Here is a 16,876-nt window from a genome sequence, read left to right on the forward strand (position 1 = left end):
TCATGGCCCGCGGCAGAGGAAAGGACTTTCGGGGATTCCGTCTTCACATCGGGATCTTCGGCAGGAGGAACACGGGCAAGTCGAGCCTTCTGAACGCGATCACGAGGCAGAGCGTCTCCATCGTCTCCGATTTCGCCGGCACCACCACCGACCCGGTGGAAAAGCCGATGGAGCTGCTCCCCCTCGGCCCGGTCCTCTTTATCGACACGGCCGGCCTGGACGACGAGGGGGCGCTCGGCGCGCTCCGGGTGGAGAAGACGCGCCGCGTGCTCGACCGAACCGATCTGGGTGTGATCGTCACGGACGCCGGCGCCTGGGGTCCCTTCGAAGAAAAGCTCCTCGCGGAGTTCGAGGAGTTGGGCACTCCGGTGCTGGTGGCGGCGAACAAGACGGACCTTCGCCCGGCCGACCGAGAGACGGCGGCGTCGCTGGGGCGCCGGGGGGTCCGCATGGTGGAGATCGCCGCGCCCCTCGGCGAGGGGATCGACGCCTTCCGGCAGGCGCTCCTGGAGAGCGCCCCCGAAGACTGGATCGAGAATCCGGTCATCGCCGGCGACCTGGTCGGTCCGGGCGGCCTCGCGCTCCTCGTGATTCCCGTCGACAAGGAGGCGCCCCGTGGGAGGCTGATCCTGCCGCAGGTGCAGACGATCCGGGATCTGCTCGATCACGACGCCCAGTGCGTGATCGCCAAGGACACGGACCTCCCGCGGGCTCTGGAGCGGCTCGCCGAGCCGCCCGACCTGGTGGTCACCGACTCGCAGGCCTTCCGCCGCGTCGCCGAGGCCACCCCCGAATCGATCCCCATGACCGGCTTCTCCATACTTTATTCCCGAATGAAAGGGGATCTTCCCACCCAGGTGGAAGGGGCGCTCGCGGCGGAGCGTCTCCGTCCCGGCGACCGCGTGCTCATCGCCGAGGCGTGCTCCCACCACCCCATCGAGGACGACATCGGTCGCGTCAAGATCCCCCGATGGCTGAACGAAAGGGTGGGGGGAGCCCTCCGATACGACACCGTCCAGGGGCGCGACTTCCCAGGCGATCTCTCCCCCTACCGTCTGGTGATCCACTGCGGCGCCTGCATGTTCAATCGCCGGGCGATGCTCTCCCGCATTCTCCGCTGTCGCCTCTCCGGCGTGCCGGTCACCAACTACGGGCTGATCATCGCCCACACGCTCGGTCTTTTCGAAAGGGCGCTCCGTCCCTTCCCCGAGGCGCTCGCCGTGCTGGAGAGGGAGCGGGGCGCCGGCGGAGCGGCGGCGTCGTGAGCGGCGGTTCGCTCTCCCGGGTCGATCTCCTCCGATGGCTGCGGGAGGAAGACCCGATTCGTCTCGAGGAACTCTGGAGAGAAGCGGACCGCGTGCGCCGCGAGGCGGTGGGGGACGAGATTCATCTCCGGGGGCTTTTGGAGATCTCCAATCATTGCCGTCTCGACTGCCTCTACTGCGGGATCCGGGCCGGCAACGCGTCGCTCCCCCGATACCGAATGGAGGAGAAGGAAACCGTCGCCTCGGCGCGCCGCGCCGGAGAACTCGGCTACGGTACGGTGGTGATCCAATCCGGCGACGACCCGGCGATCACCGGCCCCTCCCTCGCCCGGGCGGTGCGACGGATTAAAGAAGAGACGGCGGGGGCGGTGACGCTCTCCATCGGCGAGAGGCCGTTGGAGGATCTGGCCGCCTGGCGGCGCGCGGGCGCGGACCGCTACCTTCTCCGGTTCGAGACTTCGGATCGCTCCCTCTACGAAAGGGTCCACCCCGCGCCGCGGGGTCGCCGCTCCGACCGGATCGCCCTACTCGGCGCGCTCCGCGATCTGGGATACGAAGTCGGGAGCGGCGTGTTGATCGGTCTCCCCGGGCAGAGCGTGGAAAGCCTCGCCGACGACCTCCTCCTCTTCCGCGAACTGGATCTGGACATGATCGGCGTGGGGCCTTTCCATCCCCACCCCGACACACCCCTCGGCCGGGGGGAGGGGCCGGCGCCCGCCGCGGAGCCCGTCCGGAACGACCCGGTCACCGCCTGCAAAACGATCGCCCTTGCGCGTCTCCTCTGTCCCGAGGCGAACATCCCGAGCACGACCGCCCTCGCGGCACTGGGAGCGGGGGAGAGGGCCGACGCCCTCCGCCGCGGCGCGAACGTCTTCATGCCGAACGTGACGCCGCTCCCGTACAGGCGCCTCTACTCGATCTATCCGTCCAAGGCGAAGGTTGACGAATCGGACGAGAGAATTCATTCTGAGGCGCGAAGCATCGTCCTTTCCCTGGGCCGTCGGATCGGCGCCGGCCGCGGGGACCGAATCCGAAGGAAACCGACGGAGAAGATCGATGGACCGGGATCGGCCGAACGTACGCTACATCGAGATGGAACCGGGGCCCGTTCGCCTGGAGGATTTTTCCCCGGCGGAGAGGGAGATCCTCGACCGGATCAATCGTAAGATCGCCGCCGCCGAATCGCTCGAAAGCCTGATCGATTTTCTCTTCACCTCCACGCGATCCCTCAGCCCCTGCGACAGGATCGGCGTCGCCTTTCTCGAGGAGGAGGGGGCGCGACTCTCTTCCCACGTCAACCGCGCCTCCTACGAACCTCTCCTTCTGAAAAAGGGATACACCGAGGAAATGGCCGGCGGTTCCCTGGAAGCGGTGATCCGGCGTGGGGCGATCCGGATCATCGGAGATCTGGAGCGCTACCGCGAGAAGCGCCCGGAATCCCGTTCCAGCCGGCTCCTCCTTCGGGAGGGAGTGCGCTCCAACATGACCTGCCCCCTCCGGGTGGACGACAGGATCGTGGGCGTTCTCTTTCGGAGCAGCCGCACGAGCGACGCATACGACGACCGTCAGGCGCGCCTTCACCTCGCCGTCGCCGAGCGACTCTCCCAAGCGGTGGAGAAGACCTACCGGATCGAGCAGCTCGACCGGGCGAACCGGGCTTATCTGGAGATGCTCGGTTTCGTCAGCCACGAGCTGAAAAGTCCTCTCGCCTCGATGGTGATGGACGCGGCGGTGCTCGGCGAGGGAGGTGTCGGCGACCTATCGCCGGAGCAGAAGGAAAAGATCCGACGGATGAGTTCCAAGGCGGAGTACCTCCTTTCCCTGGTGGGCGAGTATCTCGATCTCTCGCGGATCGAGGGGGGAGAGCTGCGGATGCGGCCCCTTCCGGACGTGGACGTGATCGCCGACGTGGCGGAGGCGGCCTGTGCGATCGCCGAAGCGCCTCTCCGGGAGAAGGGGATGACACTGGAGCGCCGCTACGGCGACGGCCCGGTGCGGGCCGAGTGCGACCCGAACCTGCTGAAGATCGTGGCGGTCAACCTCGTGGGGAACGCGGTCAAGTACGGCCGGGAGGGAGGCGCGGTGCGGATCACGGTGGAGCGGCCGGCGAACCGCCTCGTCTTCGCGGTGTGGAACGAAGGGCCCGGCTTCCCCGAGAAGGAGAGGCCCAAGCTATTCCGGCGTTTCTCACGGATCCGGACCCCCGAACTGATGAAGCAGAAAGGGACGGGCGTCGGGCTCTACACGTCCTGGCGCATCGTCCGGTTGCACGGCGGCCGGATCGACGCGGACTCCCTCGAGGGGGAGTGGGCGGAGTTCCGATTCGAGATTCCCCAACCCCTCCCGGCGGAACGGGAAGGCCCGGATGAAAAGGGAAAAGAGGATTAGGTATGAAGAGGAAACACCGGATCATCGGCGTTCACGTCACCGACAGGGCCAAGGACGCCATCCGCGTGCAGTCGATTCTCACGGAGCACGGCTGCAACATCCGCACGCGGCTCGGCCTTCACGACGCGGGGGAAACCCATTGTTCGCCCGGCGGGGTGCTTCTCCTCGAGGTGGTGGGGGACGACGGGGCGTGCGACGCCCTCGCCGCGAAGCTCGCCGGCCTGGAGGGGGTGGAGGTGAAGCGGATGGAGTTCGATCACCAAGACTGAGCGCCTCATACCGGAAGACCCCGAGAGGGCGCGCCGGCGGCGGATCCTGCGGCAGGACCAGAGCATCACCTAGGAATCGCACAGTCTGGAAAGCGTGGGGCTCTTCCTAGAGAAGAGCTTTTCTTTCCACGTGATTGAGACGAGGGCGATCGTTCCCCCCCCAGTCCGAGACGAAATAGGCGCCAAGAAAATGCGACAAAGGAGGGGGTGCTTGGTTACCCCATTCCCTATCTAACCAATTTACAATATCATAGACATTACTTTTCACAACCCGCCTGAAGTCGATTTTTCTCTCTTTTTCTTGACCGCCTGACGATAAGTGGTATACTTCGTTATATTGGTAACGTTGTTACCTACCTAACGTTTTAGGGGAGGTTTAGAAAAATGAAAAGCCCCGGTATCTCCCACAAAGCGATCGGACGTCTCTGCCTTTACAGGCGCATTCTGGAGGAGATGGACGCGGAGGGGAAATCCCGCGTCTTCTCCCACGATCTGGCCGGCCTGGCGGGGCAGACCGCGGTTCTCGTTCGAAGGGACCTGATGATCATCGGATACGCGGGAAGCCCCAACCGGGGCTACGACGTGGGCGCGCTCCGGCACGCCATCGGCGACATGCTCGACCAGCATGAGAAGAGAAACGTGGCGTTGGTCGGCGTGGGAAACCTGGGTCGGGCCCTACTGGACTACTTCCGCGGACTCCGAGCCAATCTGGAGATCTCCGCCGCCTTCGATACGGACCCGGACAAGGTGGGTCGCGTCATCGGAGGCACGCGAACGCATCCCTTGGACGATTTGTCGCGCGTAATCGAGGAACAGTCGATCCGCGTGGCCGTCCTCACCGTGCCGAGCGGCTCGGCCCAGGAAACGGCCGACCGCCTCGTCTCGGCGGGCGTCCGCAGCCTTCTGAATTTCACGAGGGTCCGCCTGCAAGTCCCGGTGGGGATCTACGTGGAGAACGTGGACATCAGCATGTCCTTGGAAAAGGTCGCCTATTTCGCGCGAAAGGGCGAACTCGAGAGGGGCGCATGAACAGCTCTTCCGCATCGTTGCGTGAGGTCCTCGACCGCCATCCCGGCGCGCGGCGGGACGCTTTGATTCCGATCCTGCAGGAAGTGCAGGAGAAGAACGGTTTCCTCTCCCGGGAGGCGGTGACGGAGATCGGCCGCCACCTCGATCTCCCGGCGAGCAAGATCTACGGGGTGGCCACCTTCTACAACCAGTTCCGTTTCGAGCCTCTCGGTCGCTGGCATGTCCAGGTCTGCCGGGGGACCGCGTGCCACGTGAAGGGATCCCTCGCCGTGCTGGAAGCGGTGAAACGGCGGTTGAAGATCGAGCCGGGCCAGACGACCCGGGACGGCCGTTTCAGCCTGGAGGTGGTCGCCTGTCTCGGCGCGTGCGGGCTGGCGCCCGTGGTGAGCATCAACGGGGAATTTCACGGCGGCGTGACGGCCGAGTCGATCGGCAAGATCCTCGCGTCCTGCCGCGACGAGGCGGAGGGGCGATGAAGACGATCCAAGGAACGCGCGGCGCCGCCCCGCTCGGCGCGGAAAAGGCGGCGCTCCTCCGGCGCGAGACGGTCACCCGGCCTGTCCTCTTCATCGGCACCGGCACCTGCGGCCTCGGCGCCGGCGCGGCGCGTACGCTGGAGGCGGCCCGTCGATACCTGGAAGAGAGGAAGATCGACGCCGAAATCGTTCAGGTCGGTTGCATCGGGCTCTGCGCCCTCGAACCGATGTTGGACGCGCAGCTCCCCGGAAGGAACCGTCTCTGTTTCGCCCGTGTGGGCGAAGAGGACGTGCAACCGATACTCGACCGGGTCTTCGGGGGGGAGCCTCCCTCGGAGAAGGCGCTCTTCCAGTTCCCCGCCGCCGGGCTCACGCCCTGGCCCGGCGTGCCCTCGATGGATGAGCACCCCTTCTTCGCCCCCCAGACCCGGCTGGTCCTGAAGAACTGCGGCCTCATCGATCCGTCCCGGCTCGACGAGTACATCGCGCGGGGAGGCTACGAAGCGCTATCCCTGGTCATCCACGAGAAAACACCGGCCGAGGTTTGCGAAGAGGTGGAGAAGAGCGGGCTCCGGGGGCGCGGCGGCGGAGGCTTCCCGACGGGGAAGAAGTGGAAATTCGCGCTCGGCGCGGCGGCGGACCGGAAATACATGATCTGCAACGCCGACGAGGGAGACCCCGGGGCGTTCATGGACCGCGCGGTGATCGAGGGGGACCCGCACCGCCTCGTGGAGGGCCTCGCCATCGCCGCGTACGCGATCGGCGCGACCAAAGCCTATGTATACATCCGGGCCGAGTACCCCTTGGCCATTGAACGGCTCCGCGTCGCCATCGGGCAGGCGAAGGAGAGAGGCTTCCTGGGGAAAAACATCCAGGACAGCGGATTCGACCTGGAGATCCTCATCAAGCAAGGGGCCGGCGCCTTCGTCTGCGGCGAGGAAACCGCCCTGATCCACAGCATCGAGGGGCGCCGAGGCATGCCGCGTCCGCGCCCGCCATTTCCCGCCGTGAGCGGGCTCTTCGGCAAGCCGACGATCATCAACAACGTGGAGACCCTCGCCAACGTCCCCTTCATTCTGGCCGAAGGCGCGGAAGCTTTCGCCTCCCTCGGCACGGAAACCAGCCGGGGGACCAAGGTGTTCGCCCTCTCCGGCAAGGTGCGGAACACGGGGCTGGTGGAGGTGGTGATGGGGACCTCGCTCCGCAGGGTGATCTTCGAGATCGGCGGCGGCGTCCCGAACGGTAAGGCTTTCAAAGCGGTCCAGATCGGCGGCCCCTCCGGCGGGTGCATCCCCGAGCCGCACCTGGACGTGAAGGTGGACTACGAAACCCTGAAAACGCTCGGCGCGATGATGGGTTCCGGCGGCCTCGTCGTGATGGACGAGGACAACTGCATGGTCGACGTGGCGAAGTTCTTCATGGACTTCATTCAGCGGGAGAGCTGCGGCAAGTGCATCCCCTGCCGGGAGGGGACGAGGCGGATGCTGGAGATTCTGACCGGCATCACGCGGAGCCGCAGAACGGAAAAGGAGAACGAGGGGCTGGAGCGCTTCCAGGGGGTGGTGAACCTGGAGGAACTGGCGGAGGTGATCCGGGAGACCGCTCTCTGCGGGCTCGGCCAGACGGCGCCCAATCCGGTGCTCAGCACCCTCCGCTGGTTCCGGGACGAGTACGAGGCGCACATCTACGAGCGGCGCTGCCCCGCCGGCGTCTGCACGGAGCTTCTCACCTATAAGATCGACGCGGACAAGTGCACCGGTTGCACCGCATGCGCGCGCAAATGCCCCGTCGAGGCGATCCTGGGCGCGCCCAAGAGTCCCCACTACATCGTCGAAGAGAAATGCATCGGCTGCGGGAACTGTCTCACCGTCTGCCGCTTCGGCGCGGTTTACACGGAATAGGCGGAGGTGCCGGATATGATCACCATCGAAGTGAACGACCGGGCCGTGGAGGCGGAGGCGGGGGAGATGCTCCTCGAGGTTCTCCGCCGCGAGGGAATCGAGGTCCCGACTCTCTGCCACGTCGAGGGCCTGCCGCCCACGGGCGCCTGCAGACTCTGCGTGGTCGAGGTGGAGGGCCAGGCGAACCTGGCGCCGAGCTGCTCCTATCCGGTCCACGCGGGGATGCGGGCGTGGACCCATTCCCCGCGGGCCGTGCGCGCCCGCAAGACGATCGTGGAGCTCCTCCTCTCCAACCACCCGGACGACTGCCTCTACTGCTCCGCCAACGGCAACTGCCGCCTCCAGTCCCTCGCCGAGGAACTGGGCGTGCGGGGCCGCCGTTTCCTCGGGGAGAAGAACCGTTTCCACAGAGACATCTCGAGTCCCTCCATCTCGCGGGACCCGGCGAAGTGCATCCTCTGCGGCCGCTGCGTGCGCGTCTGCGAGGAGATCCAGACCGTCTCCGCCATCGATTTCGTCGGCCGGGGAAGCGGAACCCGGGTGGCCCCCGCTTTCAATGAAGGCCTCAATGTTTCCAGTTGCATCCACTGCGGCCAGTGCATCCTCGCCTGCCCGACCGGCGCGCTCTCCGAGCATTCCGACCTGAAGGCGGTGGAGGCGGCCCTCGCGGACCCGGAGCGTTTCGTGGTGGCGCAGCACGCGCCGAGTATCTCGGTCACCCTGGCGGAACTCTTCGGCAGCAAGCCGGGGATCGACGCCCAGGGGGCGATGACCGCCGCTCTCCGCCGTCTCGGCTTCGACCGCGTGTTCGACACCGCCTTCTCGGCGGACCTCACGATCATGGAAGAGGCGTCGGAGCTGGTGAAGCGCATCACCTCGGGGGGTCCTCTCCCGATGATGACGAGTTGCTCTCCCGGGTGGATCAGTTTCGTGGAAAAGTTCTACCCCGCTTTTATCCCGAACCTTTCCACCTGCAAGAGCCCTCAACAGATGCTCGGCGCGATTCTGAAGAACCACTGGGCGGAGCGGGAGGGGATCGACCCGGCGAAGATCTACAGCGTTTCCATCATGCCCTGCACCGCGAAGAAGTTCGAGGCGGTCCGCCCCGAGATGGCGCGTAACGGCCTGCCGGACATCGACGCGGTCCTCACCACGCGGGAGTTGGCTCAGCTGATCCGGAGCCGGGGACTCCACCTGGACCGTCTGGAGCCGAGCGCGGACGACCTTCCCTTCGGGACCCGCTCCACGGCCGGGAAGATCTTCGGAGCCAGCGGCGGCGTGATGGAGGCGGCGATCCGAACCGCGCATGTTCTCGTCACCGGCCGCGATCTGAAGGATCTGAAAGTGAAGGAGGTCCGGGGTCTTTCGGGAGTAAAGGAAGCGAAAGTGAAACTGGGCGACCTGGAGGCGGGCGTGGCGGTCGTGAGCGGTCTCGGCAACGCCCGCCGTTTACTCGAGGAGATTCGCGCGGGACGCAAGAATCTGCACTTCATCGAGGTCATGACCTGCCCGGGCGGGTGCATCGCCGGCGGAGGCCAGCCGATCGGCGCCGACCCGAAGGCGATCCGCGCACGGATGCAGGCGCTCTACCGGATCGACCGCCAGGGGCGTATCCGGACGGCCCACGAGAACCCGGCGGTGAAGCAGCTGTACGAGGAGTTTCTCGGCGAACCGCTCGGAGAGAAGAGTCACGTTCTCCTGCACACGAGGTACACGGCGCGGGAGGCGCTCGTTTGAGGAAGGGGTCCGCGCAACGCAGCGCGGAGGCGGCCGCGACCGGGAAGAGGACCGTCTGAGGAGTCGATCGGCATGGAACAGATCGGAACGAACCGAACCGTCATGGTCGTCGACGACGACCTCGATTTTCTGGAGACCATGAAGCTGCGCCTGGAAGGGGCCGGCTTCCGGGTGCTCACCGCCGAGAGCGTCCCCGACGCGGAGGCGATCCTGGACGAAACAAGGCCGGACCTGGCGATCATCGACCTGATGATGGAGCATATCGACAGCGGGTTCACGCTCGCCCACAAGATCAAAAGGAAGGACCCGTCGATCCCGGTGATCATGATCACCGGCGTGACCGCCGAAACGGGCCTGATGTTCGAGACCGACACGAAGCGGGAACGTTCCTGGACCAAGGCGGACGTGCTCTTGGACAAGCCGATCCGTTTCGAGCAGTTGGAGAGGGAGATGGCGCGTCTTCTGCGGCGGGGAGAGTAGGAAGAAAGAAGGGCATCTCTCGCTCGGACGCCGAAAGAAAGATCCCCTCTCTCGCGGAGCGGGAGGGGGGGATCCTCTTTTCCTCTTCGCCCGACTCGTACCTTTGCGCGAAGAGCCTTTATTCTTCCAAGCCTCTATTCCACCGCGTTGCGGAAGACGGTGGCGGCGACCGAGCCGTGCTCGGTCAGATTGTACCGGTCGGCAAGCCGCTCCAACCAGGACACGACCTCCGGCTCCTCCATCTGCGTGGCCCAGAGAACCTTCACCGCGGAGCCGCAGTCGCCGCGCTCGATCTCGTCCACCGAGGGGATCGTGGCGAGCACGTTTCCCTGAAGGCCGAGCCGCCGGAGAAGCAGATAAGCGACCAGGAAATCCGCCTGCCTCCCCGGCCGGAAGACGAAGTAGCTCTCCAGGATCCTCTCGCCCCGTTTCAGCCCGCAGAGTGTTTGCAGCTCCAAGGTGGGGGAGAGTTCGAAGGCGCGGCCGATCAGATCGCCGGCGCTCGCGATCCTTCGGGGCGCGCCCTCCGCCGACGCTTCTTCCCGCAAGCGGCGCGCAAGCTCCACGGGGCGCTCCGGCGCCGGGCCCGGCAACGCCTCCAGCGCGCGGCTCAGATAGCCGGCGCCGTCCAAAAGAAGATCCATCCTCTCCTGAGTGGATTCGAGCCGGCCGGCGCGGAGGTAGTCCAGCACCGTTTCCAGGTGGTGCGCCGTTTCCGCGGCGGGATCCGACTCGAGCATGGTGAAGTTTCCCTTCACCGCGTGCAGGCGACGGAACGCGTCGTTGAGATGATCCTCCTTGTCCGGCTCCGATTCCATGTTGAGCAGAGCGTCCTGCAACGCCCCCATGTTCTGGCGTAGCTCGCGGGCGAGTTCCTCCGCATCCGCCTCCTGGAGGTGGACGGAGGAACCGCCCGTCGCCGCCCGCGATCCGGACGCGCCGCCGATCTGTTCCTCCGCACGCTCCCCGGCCTCTTCCTCCACCGCCCCTTCGGCGTCTCTCGCGCGGCCGGCGCGCGAAACGGCGGAAGAGGTCGAGCCGAACGCGCTCTCGATCAACTCGTCGATATCCAGCGTGAGGCCGAGCCGTCCGCCGGTGAAGATCGCCGTGCCCGCCACGCCGGAGGCGCGACGGATGTAGGAATCCAGCGGCATGTGAACCAGTTTCTGCGGTCCCATGAACTCGCTGATCACCAACGCCAGCCGCCGCCTCTTCCCCTGCACGACCACCAGGGAGTATTCCCCCTTCTCCACGCCCACCGGTTCGGCGCCGAGAAGCTCCTCCAAATCCCGAACGGCCACCACGTCGCCCTGATACGTAAAGAATCGGTCCCGCCCGAAGGCGGTGCGAATCTCGTCGGGAGGAATACCGAGGCTCGCCACGACCCTCTCGATGGGGAGAGCGTAGAGCCGTCTGCCGGCGCGCAGGGTGAGGGCGTCGATGATGTTCACCGCTCGGAGTTTGGGGATCACCATGCGGAAAAGGGCTCCGCGGCCCGGCTCGCCCTCGAGGCGCAGATCGCCGTCGAACTCGCCCACCACTTCCCGGACCAAGTCGAGACCCACGCCACGACCGGAAGTGGAAGTCACCCGATCCGCCATCGAAAAACCGGGGCGGCAGAGAATATCGAGCACCATGTCGGCGCCGCTTCCGGCCGCCGCGCCCGCCTCCGCGGCGGCTCGCCGCACCGCGTCTTCATCGATCCCCCGCCCGTCGTCCCTCACCGTGATTTCCGTCGTGTGTTCATGATCCCGGGCGGTCACCGTCACGCGACCACGCGCCGGCTTCCCCGCACGGGTGCGTTCCAACGGCGACTCGATCCCGTGATCCACCGCGTTCCGGAGCAGGTGCAGCAGGGGATCGACCAGCCTTTCGGCGAGCGCCTTGTCGACCAGCGTCTCCTCTCCCTCGAAGAGGAGTTCCACGTCCCGGCCGAGGGACCGGCAGAGATCGCGGACCGGCCGCCGGAAGAGACGGAATGTGTCGCCGATCCGCACGAGGCGGATCGCCATCACCAGGTCGTGCAGGTCCTGACTGATCCGTCGGGACGCCTCATTGCTCGTTTTGATCAGATCCAGGCTCTCGCCCCGGAGCGGTATGCGCTTCGCCGCGCTGTCCTGGGCGCGGCGCTCCAGGTCCTGCAGGTTGGCGCTCGTGATGATCACCTCCCCGGCGAGGGAGAGCAGTTTGTCCAAATGCTCGATGCGGACATGCATCCTGTCCACAGAGCGCCGTTCGGTCTGCGCGATTTCAGTCATGGGAGAGCACCCTCCCGATCACCTGGGCGAGAAGGTCTTTCTCGAAGGGCTTGGGAATGTAGTCGTCCGCCCCCAGTTTGAAGGCGCGGATGACGCTGGCCGCGTCGCTTTGCGTGGATACCATTACGATGGGCGTGCCGTCGTACCACGACGCGTCTCTCAGCCGTTCGCAAAGCTCGAATCCGTCCAACACGGGCATGCTGATGTCCGAGAAGATCAGGTCCGTCTCGGCGATCTTCTCTTCCAGCTTCCGGTACGCCTCGCCTCCGTCCGCCGCCTCCGCGACCTGGACACCGAGCGACTCCAGATGGGAGCGGAGGATCCGCCGCGTCGCCGCCGAGTCGTCGACGATCAACGCCCGCGCCCCGTCGGGGAGGATGGAGCGTAAATGATCGGATGGGGTCATGTCGGTCTCCCTCGCCGTCCCTCCACCGCCGCGGCCGCCCGATAGGAGCCGGCCCGCGGGAGGAGAAGAAACCACGGACAATACCGGGGAACGTCCCGGATCGAGATGAATACGAAAAAATCCTCTCGTTTCGGTCCTTGTGGAACTTATCGGCCCCTTCGTTCCCACGGTTGAGGGCCATGGCGCCGCGGGCCCGGTACATGGGATACTGGCGGGAGGAGGAAGGTCGAATGATTCCCCGGACGATCCGAACGAAGCGGCTTCTTCTGGAGCCGGCGGGGCCGGAAAAGGTGGAAGCGGAGATGCGCGGCGGGGAAGCGTTCGGCGGGGCGCTCCGCGCGGCGGTCCCACCCGGTTGGCCGCCGGAGGAGCTGCGGGACGCGCTGCCGGTCTTCGCCGAGGGGCTCCGCCTCCGTCCCGACGCGATCGGCTGGTACGGCTGGCACTGGATCCTTCCCGGTGGGGAGGGGCGCGCCCTGGTCGGCAGCGGGGGCTTCCATGGACCGCCCGATCGGGAGGGATCGGTGGAGATCGGTTACGGCGTCGCTCCGGTCTGGCGGCGCCGCGGTTTCGCCGCCGAGGGGACTGCGGCGCTTCTCGCCTGGGCTTTCGCCCATCCGGAGGTCCGCCGCGTCGTCGCCGAAACGGAAAGTGGAAACGGGCCGTCGATCCGCGTGCTGGAGAAGAACGGCTTCCGCCCCGACGGAAAGGGGAAGGAGCCGGAAACGCTTCGCTTCACCATTTCCCGGGAGCAATTCCGCTCTCCGCCCCCGCGGCCGGACGAGGGGACGGAGGGACGATGCGAATAAAAAAGGGACGGAGCCCGGCCCCGTCCCCGATCGATCGACCGCGCGGTGACCGCGCCGGTCAGGCCTCCACGCTGCTCTTCATGAACTGCACGCGTTCGTAGGCGGCGGCGTTCCCCCCCTCGCACGGGCGGAGTTTCCCGCGGAAGTCCTCCACCGTGGAGAAGCCCCGGCGCCCCATCCACGCCTCCATCTCCCGGAGCATGGTTTCGATATACCCGACGCCGTTCCTGTAGAGGGCGGTGCAGACCTGAACCGCGGCCGCGCCCGCGAGGAGCGCCTTCACCGCGGCGGACCCGTCGTGCACGCCGGTGGAGGCGGCGATGTCGCAGGGAACGGCGCCGGAGAGGATTCCCACCCAGCGGAGCGTCTCCGCGATCTCCCCGGGCTCGCTCATCGGGGCGGCGCGGACCACCGTCATTTTCTCCGTGTCGATGTCCATGCCGGCATAGCGGTTGAAAAGAACCAGCCCGTCGGCGCCCCGATCCGCCAGCTCCCGAACGGTGCCGGCGAAACCGGAGAAGAAACGCCCGATCTTGAGGGAGACGGGGATCGACACGCGGCTTTTCACCGCTTCGAGAATCTCGAAGTGGACGCGCTCGTTGGCGCGCCCGTCCCGTCGGGGGTCGGAGGGGAGCACGAAAACGTTCAGCTCCAGCGCGTCGGCGCCCGCCTTCTCGATCCGGCCGGCGAACTCGACCCACGTCCCGGGGGTGACGCAGTGCACGCTCGCGATGATCGGGATCTTCGTCTTCGCTTTCGCGTCCCGGATCAGGGCGAGGGTCCGATCCACCTCGTTCTCCATCCCGTACTGGATGATGTAGTCCGCCGCCTCGGGATGCCAAAAGGAGTCTTCGCTCTTCTCCATCAGATCGCTCACACCCGCGATGATCTGCTCCTCGAAAATCGATTTGAGCACTACCGCGCCGGCGCCCGCCTCGGCGCAGCGGACCACGCCCTCCACCGACTTGGTCAGCCCCGAACTGGCGGCCACGATCGGACTGGCGAGCCGCATGCCCATGTATTTCGTAGAAAGATCCGTCACCTTGCACCTCCTTCTCCGGAGAGTGTGGAAAAGAGGACGGCGAAAAGTCAAGCCGCACGGATCGATTCTCCCCAAGGGGCTTGGCTCGGCGGGCCGGACCGCCTATCATGGAAGCGAAAACAATCCGCCCGGACGCGGGCGGTCGACGGCCCTTTCGACACGCGGAGAGGAATCATGAACGAGTTTCAGCAAGCCATCCTCCGGGGGATCCCCGAGGACCTTCCGGAGACGCCCCCCGAGGCGCCGGGGATCTCCCACGCCCCGGCCCGCCCGCGCGTTCTCACGCCGGCGGAGAGACGCCGGGCGCTTCGGAACGCGCTCCGCTACTTTCCCGCCTCTCTGCACGAGCGGCTGGCCGGTGAGTTCGCCCGTGAGCTGGCGGAGGACGGGCGGATCTACATGCGCCGCTACCGGCCCGCCTACGAGATGAAGGCCCGGCCCATCGGCGCCTACCCGGCCCGGACGCCCCAGGCGGCGGCGATCCAGCTGATGATCCAGAACAACCTGGATCCGGCGGTGGCGCAGCACCCTTACGAGCTGATCACCTACGGCGGAAACGGCACGGTCTTCCAAAACTGGGCCCAGTATCTTTTGACCATGAAGTATCTGGCCGAGATGACGGAGGAGCAGACGCTGGTTCTCTACTCCGGGCATCCCCTCGGACTTTTCCCGTCCCATCCCGACGCGCCGCGGGTGGTGGTCACCAACGGCATGGTGATCCCCAGCTCGGGCACGCACGCGGAGTACGACCGCCTGGCCGCGCTCGGCGTCACCTCCTACGGGCAGATGACCGCCGGGAGTTTCATGTACATCGGTCCCCAGGGGATCGTGCACGGCACCACCATCACGCTTCTGAACGCGGGGCGGCGCTACCTCGGCCTCGAACCGGGCGCGGGGCTGGAGGGGAAGGTGTTCGTCACCAGCGGCCTCGGCGGGATGAGCGGCGCCCAGGCGAAGGCGTCGGTGATCGCCGGCGCGGTCGGCGTGATCGCCGAGATCGACGCGAAGGCGTTGAAAAAACGGCACGAACAGGGATGGCTCGACGAGTACGAAGAGGACTTGGACGGGCTTCTCCTCCGGATCGAGCGGGCGCGGAAGGAGCGCCGGCCCGTCAGCCTCGGCTATCTGGGGAACGTGGTCGACCTGTGGGAGCGCCTGGCGGAGGCGGGAACGCCGGTCGAGCTGGGAAGCGATCAGACATCCCTGCACAACCCCTTCCTCGGCGGCTACTACCCGGCCGGCCTCTCGCTGGAGGAATCGAACCGGATGATGGCGAATGATCCGGACGGCTTCCGGGAGAGGGTGCGCGAATCGCTCCGCCGACAGGTGGCGGCGATCCACGTCATGCGCGACCGGGGGATGCGTTTCTGGGACTACGGGAACGCCTTCCTGCTCGAAGCTTCCCGCGCCGGCGCGCCCGGCCTCGTTCGGGAGGACGGCGGATTCACCTATCCTTCCTACGTGGAGGACATCATGGGGCCGATGTGTTTCGATTTCGGCTTCGGTCCTTTCCGATGGGTCTGCTGCTCCGGCGACCCGGAGGATCTCCGCTCCACCGACCGGATCGCAGGCGACGTGTTGGAGCGGGCTGCGGAAAGAGCCGATCCGGAGATCCGCCGGCAGACGCTCGACAACCTCCGATGGATCCGAGGGGCCGAGGAGAACCGCCTCGTGGTCGGTTCCCAGGCCCGCATCCTTTATGCCGACCGGAGCGGGAGAATCGACATCGCCCTCGCCTTCAACCGGGCCGTTCGCGAGGGACGGGTGCGCGCCCCCATCGTGCTGGGACGGGACCACCACGACGTCTCCGGCACCGACTCACCCTTCCGGGAAACCGCCGATATTCAAGACGGCTCGAACCGCACCGCGGACATGGCGGTGCAGAACTTCGCCGGCGACGCCTTCCGGGGCGCCACCTGGGTCTCTCTCCACAACGGCGGCGGCGTGGGGTGGGGCGAGGTGATCAACGGCGGTTTCGGGCTCGTGCTGGACGGGTCGGACCGCGCGGGTGAACGGGCGGCGGCGATGCTCTCCTGGGACGTCTCCAACGGACTCGCCAGGCGCGCCTGGGCGGGGAATCCGGGCGCCCGCTACGCGGTGGAGCGCGCGATAGAAGCGGAGGAAGGGATGCGGGTCACACTCGCCGAGGAGGCGGAAGAGGATTTGGTGGAGCGATCCATCGGCGAGGCGTTCCCGTAGGATACAGAACGGGACCGGCGGTCTATCGTTTCGGTAATGATAGTACGGCGGGGGGGAAGACATTGCCAGCGGGTTCGGGGAGCGCGCGAGCCTTCCTCACCACTCCGTGGGGAATCCGGCGTCGGAGTAGGCGTTCTCCAACATCTGGCGGTGCCCCATCTCCATGGCCGCCAGATCGAGGAAGACCTTCCTCTCTTCCGGATCATCGCACCCCTTCGCGAGCCCGGTGTAGAGGTCCTTCGCCTCCTCTTCCTTCTTCATCGCCAGACGGAGCGCGTCCGCGATCGCCATCTCCGCCGAAGGGAAAGGACCGGGGCGACTGGGGAGGAGGCGGTCCGGTACGCGATCGAACCGGATCTCCATCTCCTGGTTGGCGAGGAAACGTTCGATCATCGCCTTGTGTTTCGCCTCTTCTTTACTCAGCTCCCGAAAGAGGCTCCTCAGGGCGCCGTTGGATGTGACCTCCGCGGCGCGCCGGTAGAATCTTTGGGCTTCCGCCTCGTTCTGGACTGCGAACTCCAGCGTTTTCCGGAACAGCTTGCGATCCATCGTGTCCCCCAAGTGTGAATCCGTTTCGTCTTCTCTTTTCCGAAGATACAGCCTTCGCCTCACCGGCG

15 protein-coding genes are annotated in these 16,876 nt (G+C 66.4%); 11 read left to right on the plus strand and 4 right to left on the minus strand.

Translation table 11 applies throughout. The annotated features are described in order from the left end of the window. Nucleotides 1-2 precede the first annotated feature (2 nt). The 9 genes from hydF (at nt 3) to JW958_06220 (ending at nt 9,545) form a co-directional block, all read left to right on the plus strand. Entirely contained in the window at nt 3-1,265 is a 1,263-nt protein-coding gene (gene hydF / locus JW958_06180; protein MBN1825836.1) for a [FeFe] hydrogenase H-cluster maturation GTPase HydF, read from the plus strand. Beyond that, the gene (gene hydE, locus JW958_06185; protein ID MBN1825837.1) at nt 1,262-2,431 is read left to right on the plus strand and encodes a [FeFe] hydrogenase H-cluster radical SAM maturase HydE; all 1,170 of its coding nucleotides are present in this window, start codon (nt 1,262-1,264) and stop codon (nt 2,429-2,431) included. The genes hydF and hydE overlap by 4 nt, the downstream gene beginning before the upstream one ends. Continuing rightward, nucleotides 2,322-3,653 carry a HAMP domain-containing histidine kinase gene (locus JW958_06190; protein ID MBN1825838.1) on the plus strand — a complete coding sequence of 444 codons (1,332 nt, stop codon included), beginning with the start codon at nt 2,322-2,324 and terminating at the stop codon, nt 3,651-3,653. Before hydE ends, JW958_06190 begins: the two co-directional genes overlap by 110 nt. A gap of 2 nt (nt 3,654-3,655) precedes the next feature. After that, the gene (locus JW958_06195; GenBank protein MBN1825839.1) at nt 3,656-3,922 is read left to right on the plus strand and encodes a hypothetical protein; all 267 of its coding nucleotides are present in this window, start codon (nt 3,656-3,658) and stop codon (nt 3,920-3,922) included. Between the two features lie 384 nt (nt 3,923-4,306). Further along, on the plus strand, nt 4,307-4,951 hold the full coding sequence (locus tag JW958_06200) for a redox-sensing transcriptional repressor Rex (protein MBN1825840.1): 645 nt from the start codon (nt 4,307-4,309) through the stop codon (nt 4,949-4,951). Then, a complete protein-coding gene (nuoE, locus tag JW958_06205) occupies nt 4,948-5,427 on the plus strand; it encodes an NADH-quinone oxidoreductase subunit NuoE (GenBank protein MBN1825841.1) in 480 nt (159 codons plus the stop codon). The genes JW958_06200 and nuoE overlap by 4 nt, the downstream gene beginning before the upstream one ends. Next, entirely contained in the window at nt 5,424-7,328 is a 1,905-nt protein-coding gene (locus tag JW958_06210) for a 4Fe-4S binding protein (protein MBN1825842.1), read from the plus strand. The genes nuoE and JW958_06210 overlap by 4 nt, the downstream gene beginning before the upstream one ends. Nucleotides 7,329-7,343: 15 nt before the next feature. Then, nucleotides 7,344-9,065, plus strand: a complete 1,722-nt coding sequence (locus JW958_06215; protein ID MBN1825843.1) for an iron hydrogenase small subunit — start codon at nt 7,344-7,346, stop codon at nt 9,063-9,065. 72 nt (nt 9,066-9,137) lie between these two features. Further along, nucleotides 9,138-9,545: a response regulator gene (locus tag JW958_06220; GenBank protein ID MBN1825844.1), complete on the plus strand. Its 408-nt coding sequence runs from the start codon at nt 9,138-9,140 to the stop codon at nt 9,543-9,545. 134 nt (nt 9,546-9,679) lie between these two features. Here JW958_06220 and JW958_06225 read toward each other — a convergent pair whose 3' ends face one another. Further along, nucleotides 9,680-11,803 (minus strand): chemotaxis protein CheW, encoded by a 2,124-nt coding sequence (locus JW958_06225; protein ID MBN1825845.1) that lies wholly within the window; start codon nt 11,801-11,803, stop codon nt 9,680-9,682. Then, nucleotides 11,796-12,209, minus strand: coding sequence for a response regulator (locus tag JW958_06230; protein ID MBN1825846.1), 414 nt, complete (start codon nt 12,207-12,209; stop codon nt 11,796-11,798). The genes JW958_06225 and JW958_06230 overlap by 8 nt, the downstream gene beginning before the upstream one ends. 230 nt (nt 12,210-12,439) lie before the next feature. Between JW958_06230 and JW958_06235 the strand changes: the two genes are divergently transcribed. After that, nucleotides 12,440-13,018, plus strand: coding sequence for a GNAT family N-acetyltransferase (locus JW958_06235; GenBank protein ID MBN1825847.1), 579 nt, complete (start codon nt 12,440-12,442; stop codon nt 13,016-13,018). A gap of 58 nt (nt 13,019-13,076) precedes the next feature. Here the strand turns inward: JW958_06235 and JW958_06240 are convergent, their stop codons facing one another. Next, on the minus strand, nt 13,077-14,111 hold the full coding sequence (locus tag JW958_06240) for a dihydroorotate dehydrogenase-like protein (protein ID MBN1825848.1): 1,035 nt from the start codon (nt 14,109-14,111) through the stop codon (nt 13,077-13,079). Nucleotides 14,112-14,234: 123 nt separating this feature from the next. On the opposite strand from JW958_06240, the gene JW958_06245 reads away from it, so the two are divergent. Continuing rightward, nucleotides 14,235-16,259, plus strand: coding sequence for a urocanate hydratase (locus JW958_06245; protein ID MBN1825849.1), 2,025 nt, complete (start codon nt 14,235-14,237; stop codon nt 16,257-16,259). A 96-nt stretch (nt 16,260-16,355) separates the two neighbouring features. Here JW958_06245 and JW958_06250 read toward each other — a convergent pair whose 3' ends face one another. Then, a complete protein-coding gene (locus JW958_06250) occupies nt 16,356-16,808 on the minus strand; it encodes a ferritin family protein (protein MBN1825850.1) in 453 nt (150 codons plus the stop codon). Between the last annotated feature and the right edge of the window lie 68 nt (nt 16,809-16,876).

Source organism: Candidatus Eisenbacteria bacterium, assembly GCA_016930695.1.
Lineage (GTDB): Bacteria > Orphanbacterota > Orphanbacteria > Orphanbacterales > Orphanbacteraceae > JAFGGD01.

Bases quoted from the DNA above. Each gene is read 5' to 3' on its own strand.
- JW958_06245 (MBN1825849.1), top strand. From the start codon at position 14,235: ATGAACGAGTTTCAGCAAGCCATCCTCCGGGGGATCCCCGAGGACCTT.
- JW958_06225 (MBN1825845.1), bottom strand. From the start codon at position 11,803: ATGACTGAAATCGCGCAGACCGAACGGCGCTCTGTGGACAGGATGCAT.
- JW958_06190 (MBN1825838.1), top strand. From the start codon at position 2,322: ATGGACCGGGATCGGCCGAACGTACGCTACATCGAGATGGAACCGGGG.
- JW958_06215 (MBN1825843.1), top strand. From the start codon at position 7,344: ATGATCACCATCGAAGTGAACGACCGGGCCGTGGAGGCGGAGGCGGGG.
- JW958_06200 (MBN1825840.1), top strand. From the start codon at position 4,307: ATGAAAAGCCCCGGTATCTCCCACAAAGCGATCGGACGTCTCTGCCTT.
- JW958_06250 (MBN1825850.1), bottom strand. From the start codon at position 16,808: ATGGATCGCAAGCTGTTCCGGAAAACGCTGGAGTTCGCAGTCCAGAAC.
- nuoE (MBN1825841.1), top strand. From the start codon at position 4,948: ATGAACAGCTCTTCCGCATCGTTGCGTGAGGTCCTCGACCGCCATCCC.
- JW958_06230 (MBN1825846.1), bottom strand. From the start codon at position 12,209: ATGACCCCATCCGATCATTTACGCTCCATCCTCCCCGACGGGGCGCGG.
- hydF (MBN1825836.1), top strand. From the start codon at position 3: ATGGCCCGCGGCAGAGGAAAGGACTTTCGGGGATTCCGTCTTCACATC.
- JW958_06235 (MBN1825847.1), top strand. From the start codon at position 12,440: ATGATTCCCCGGACGATCCGAACGAAGCGGCTTCTTCTGGAGCCGGCG.
- JW958_06220 (MBN1825844.1), top strand. From the start codon at position 9,138: ATGGAACAGATCGGAACGAACCGAACCGTCATGGTCGTCGACGACGAC.
- JW958_06195 (MBN1825839.1), top strand. From the start codon at position 3,656: ATGAAGAGGAAACACCGGATCATCGGCGTTCACGTCACCGACAGGGCC.
- JW958_06210 (MBN1825842.1), top strand. From the start codon at position 5,424: ATGAAGACGATCCAAGGAACGCGCGGCGCCGCCCCGCTCGGCGCGGAA.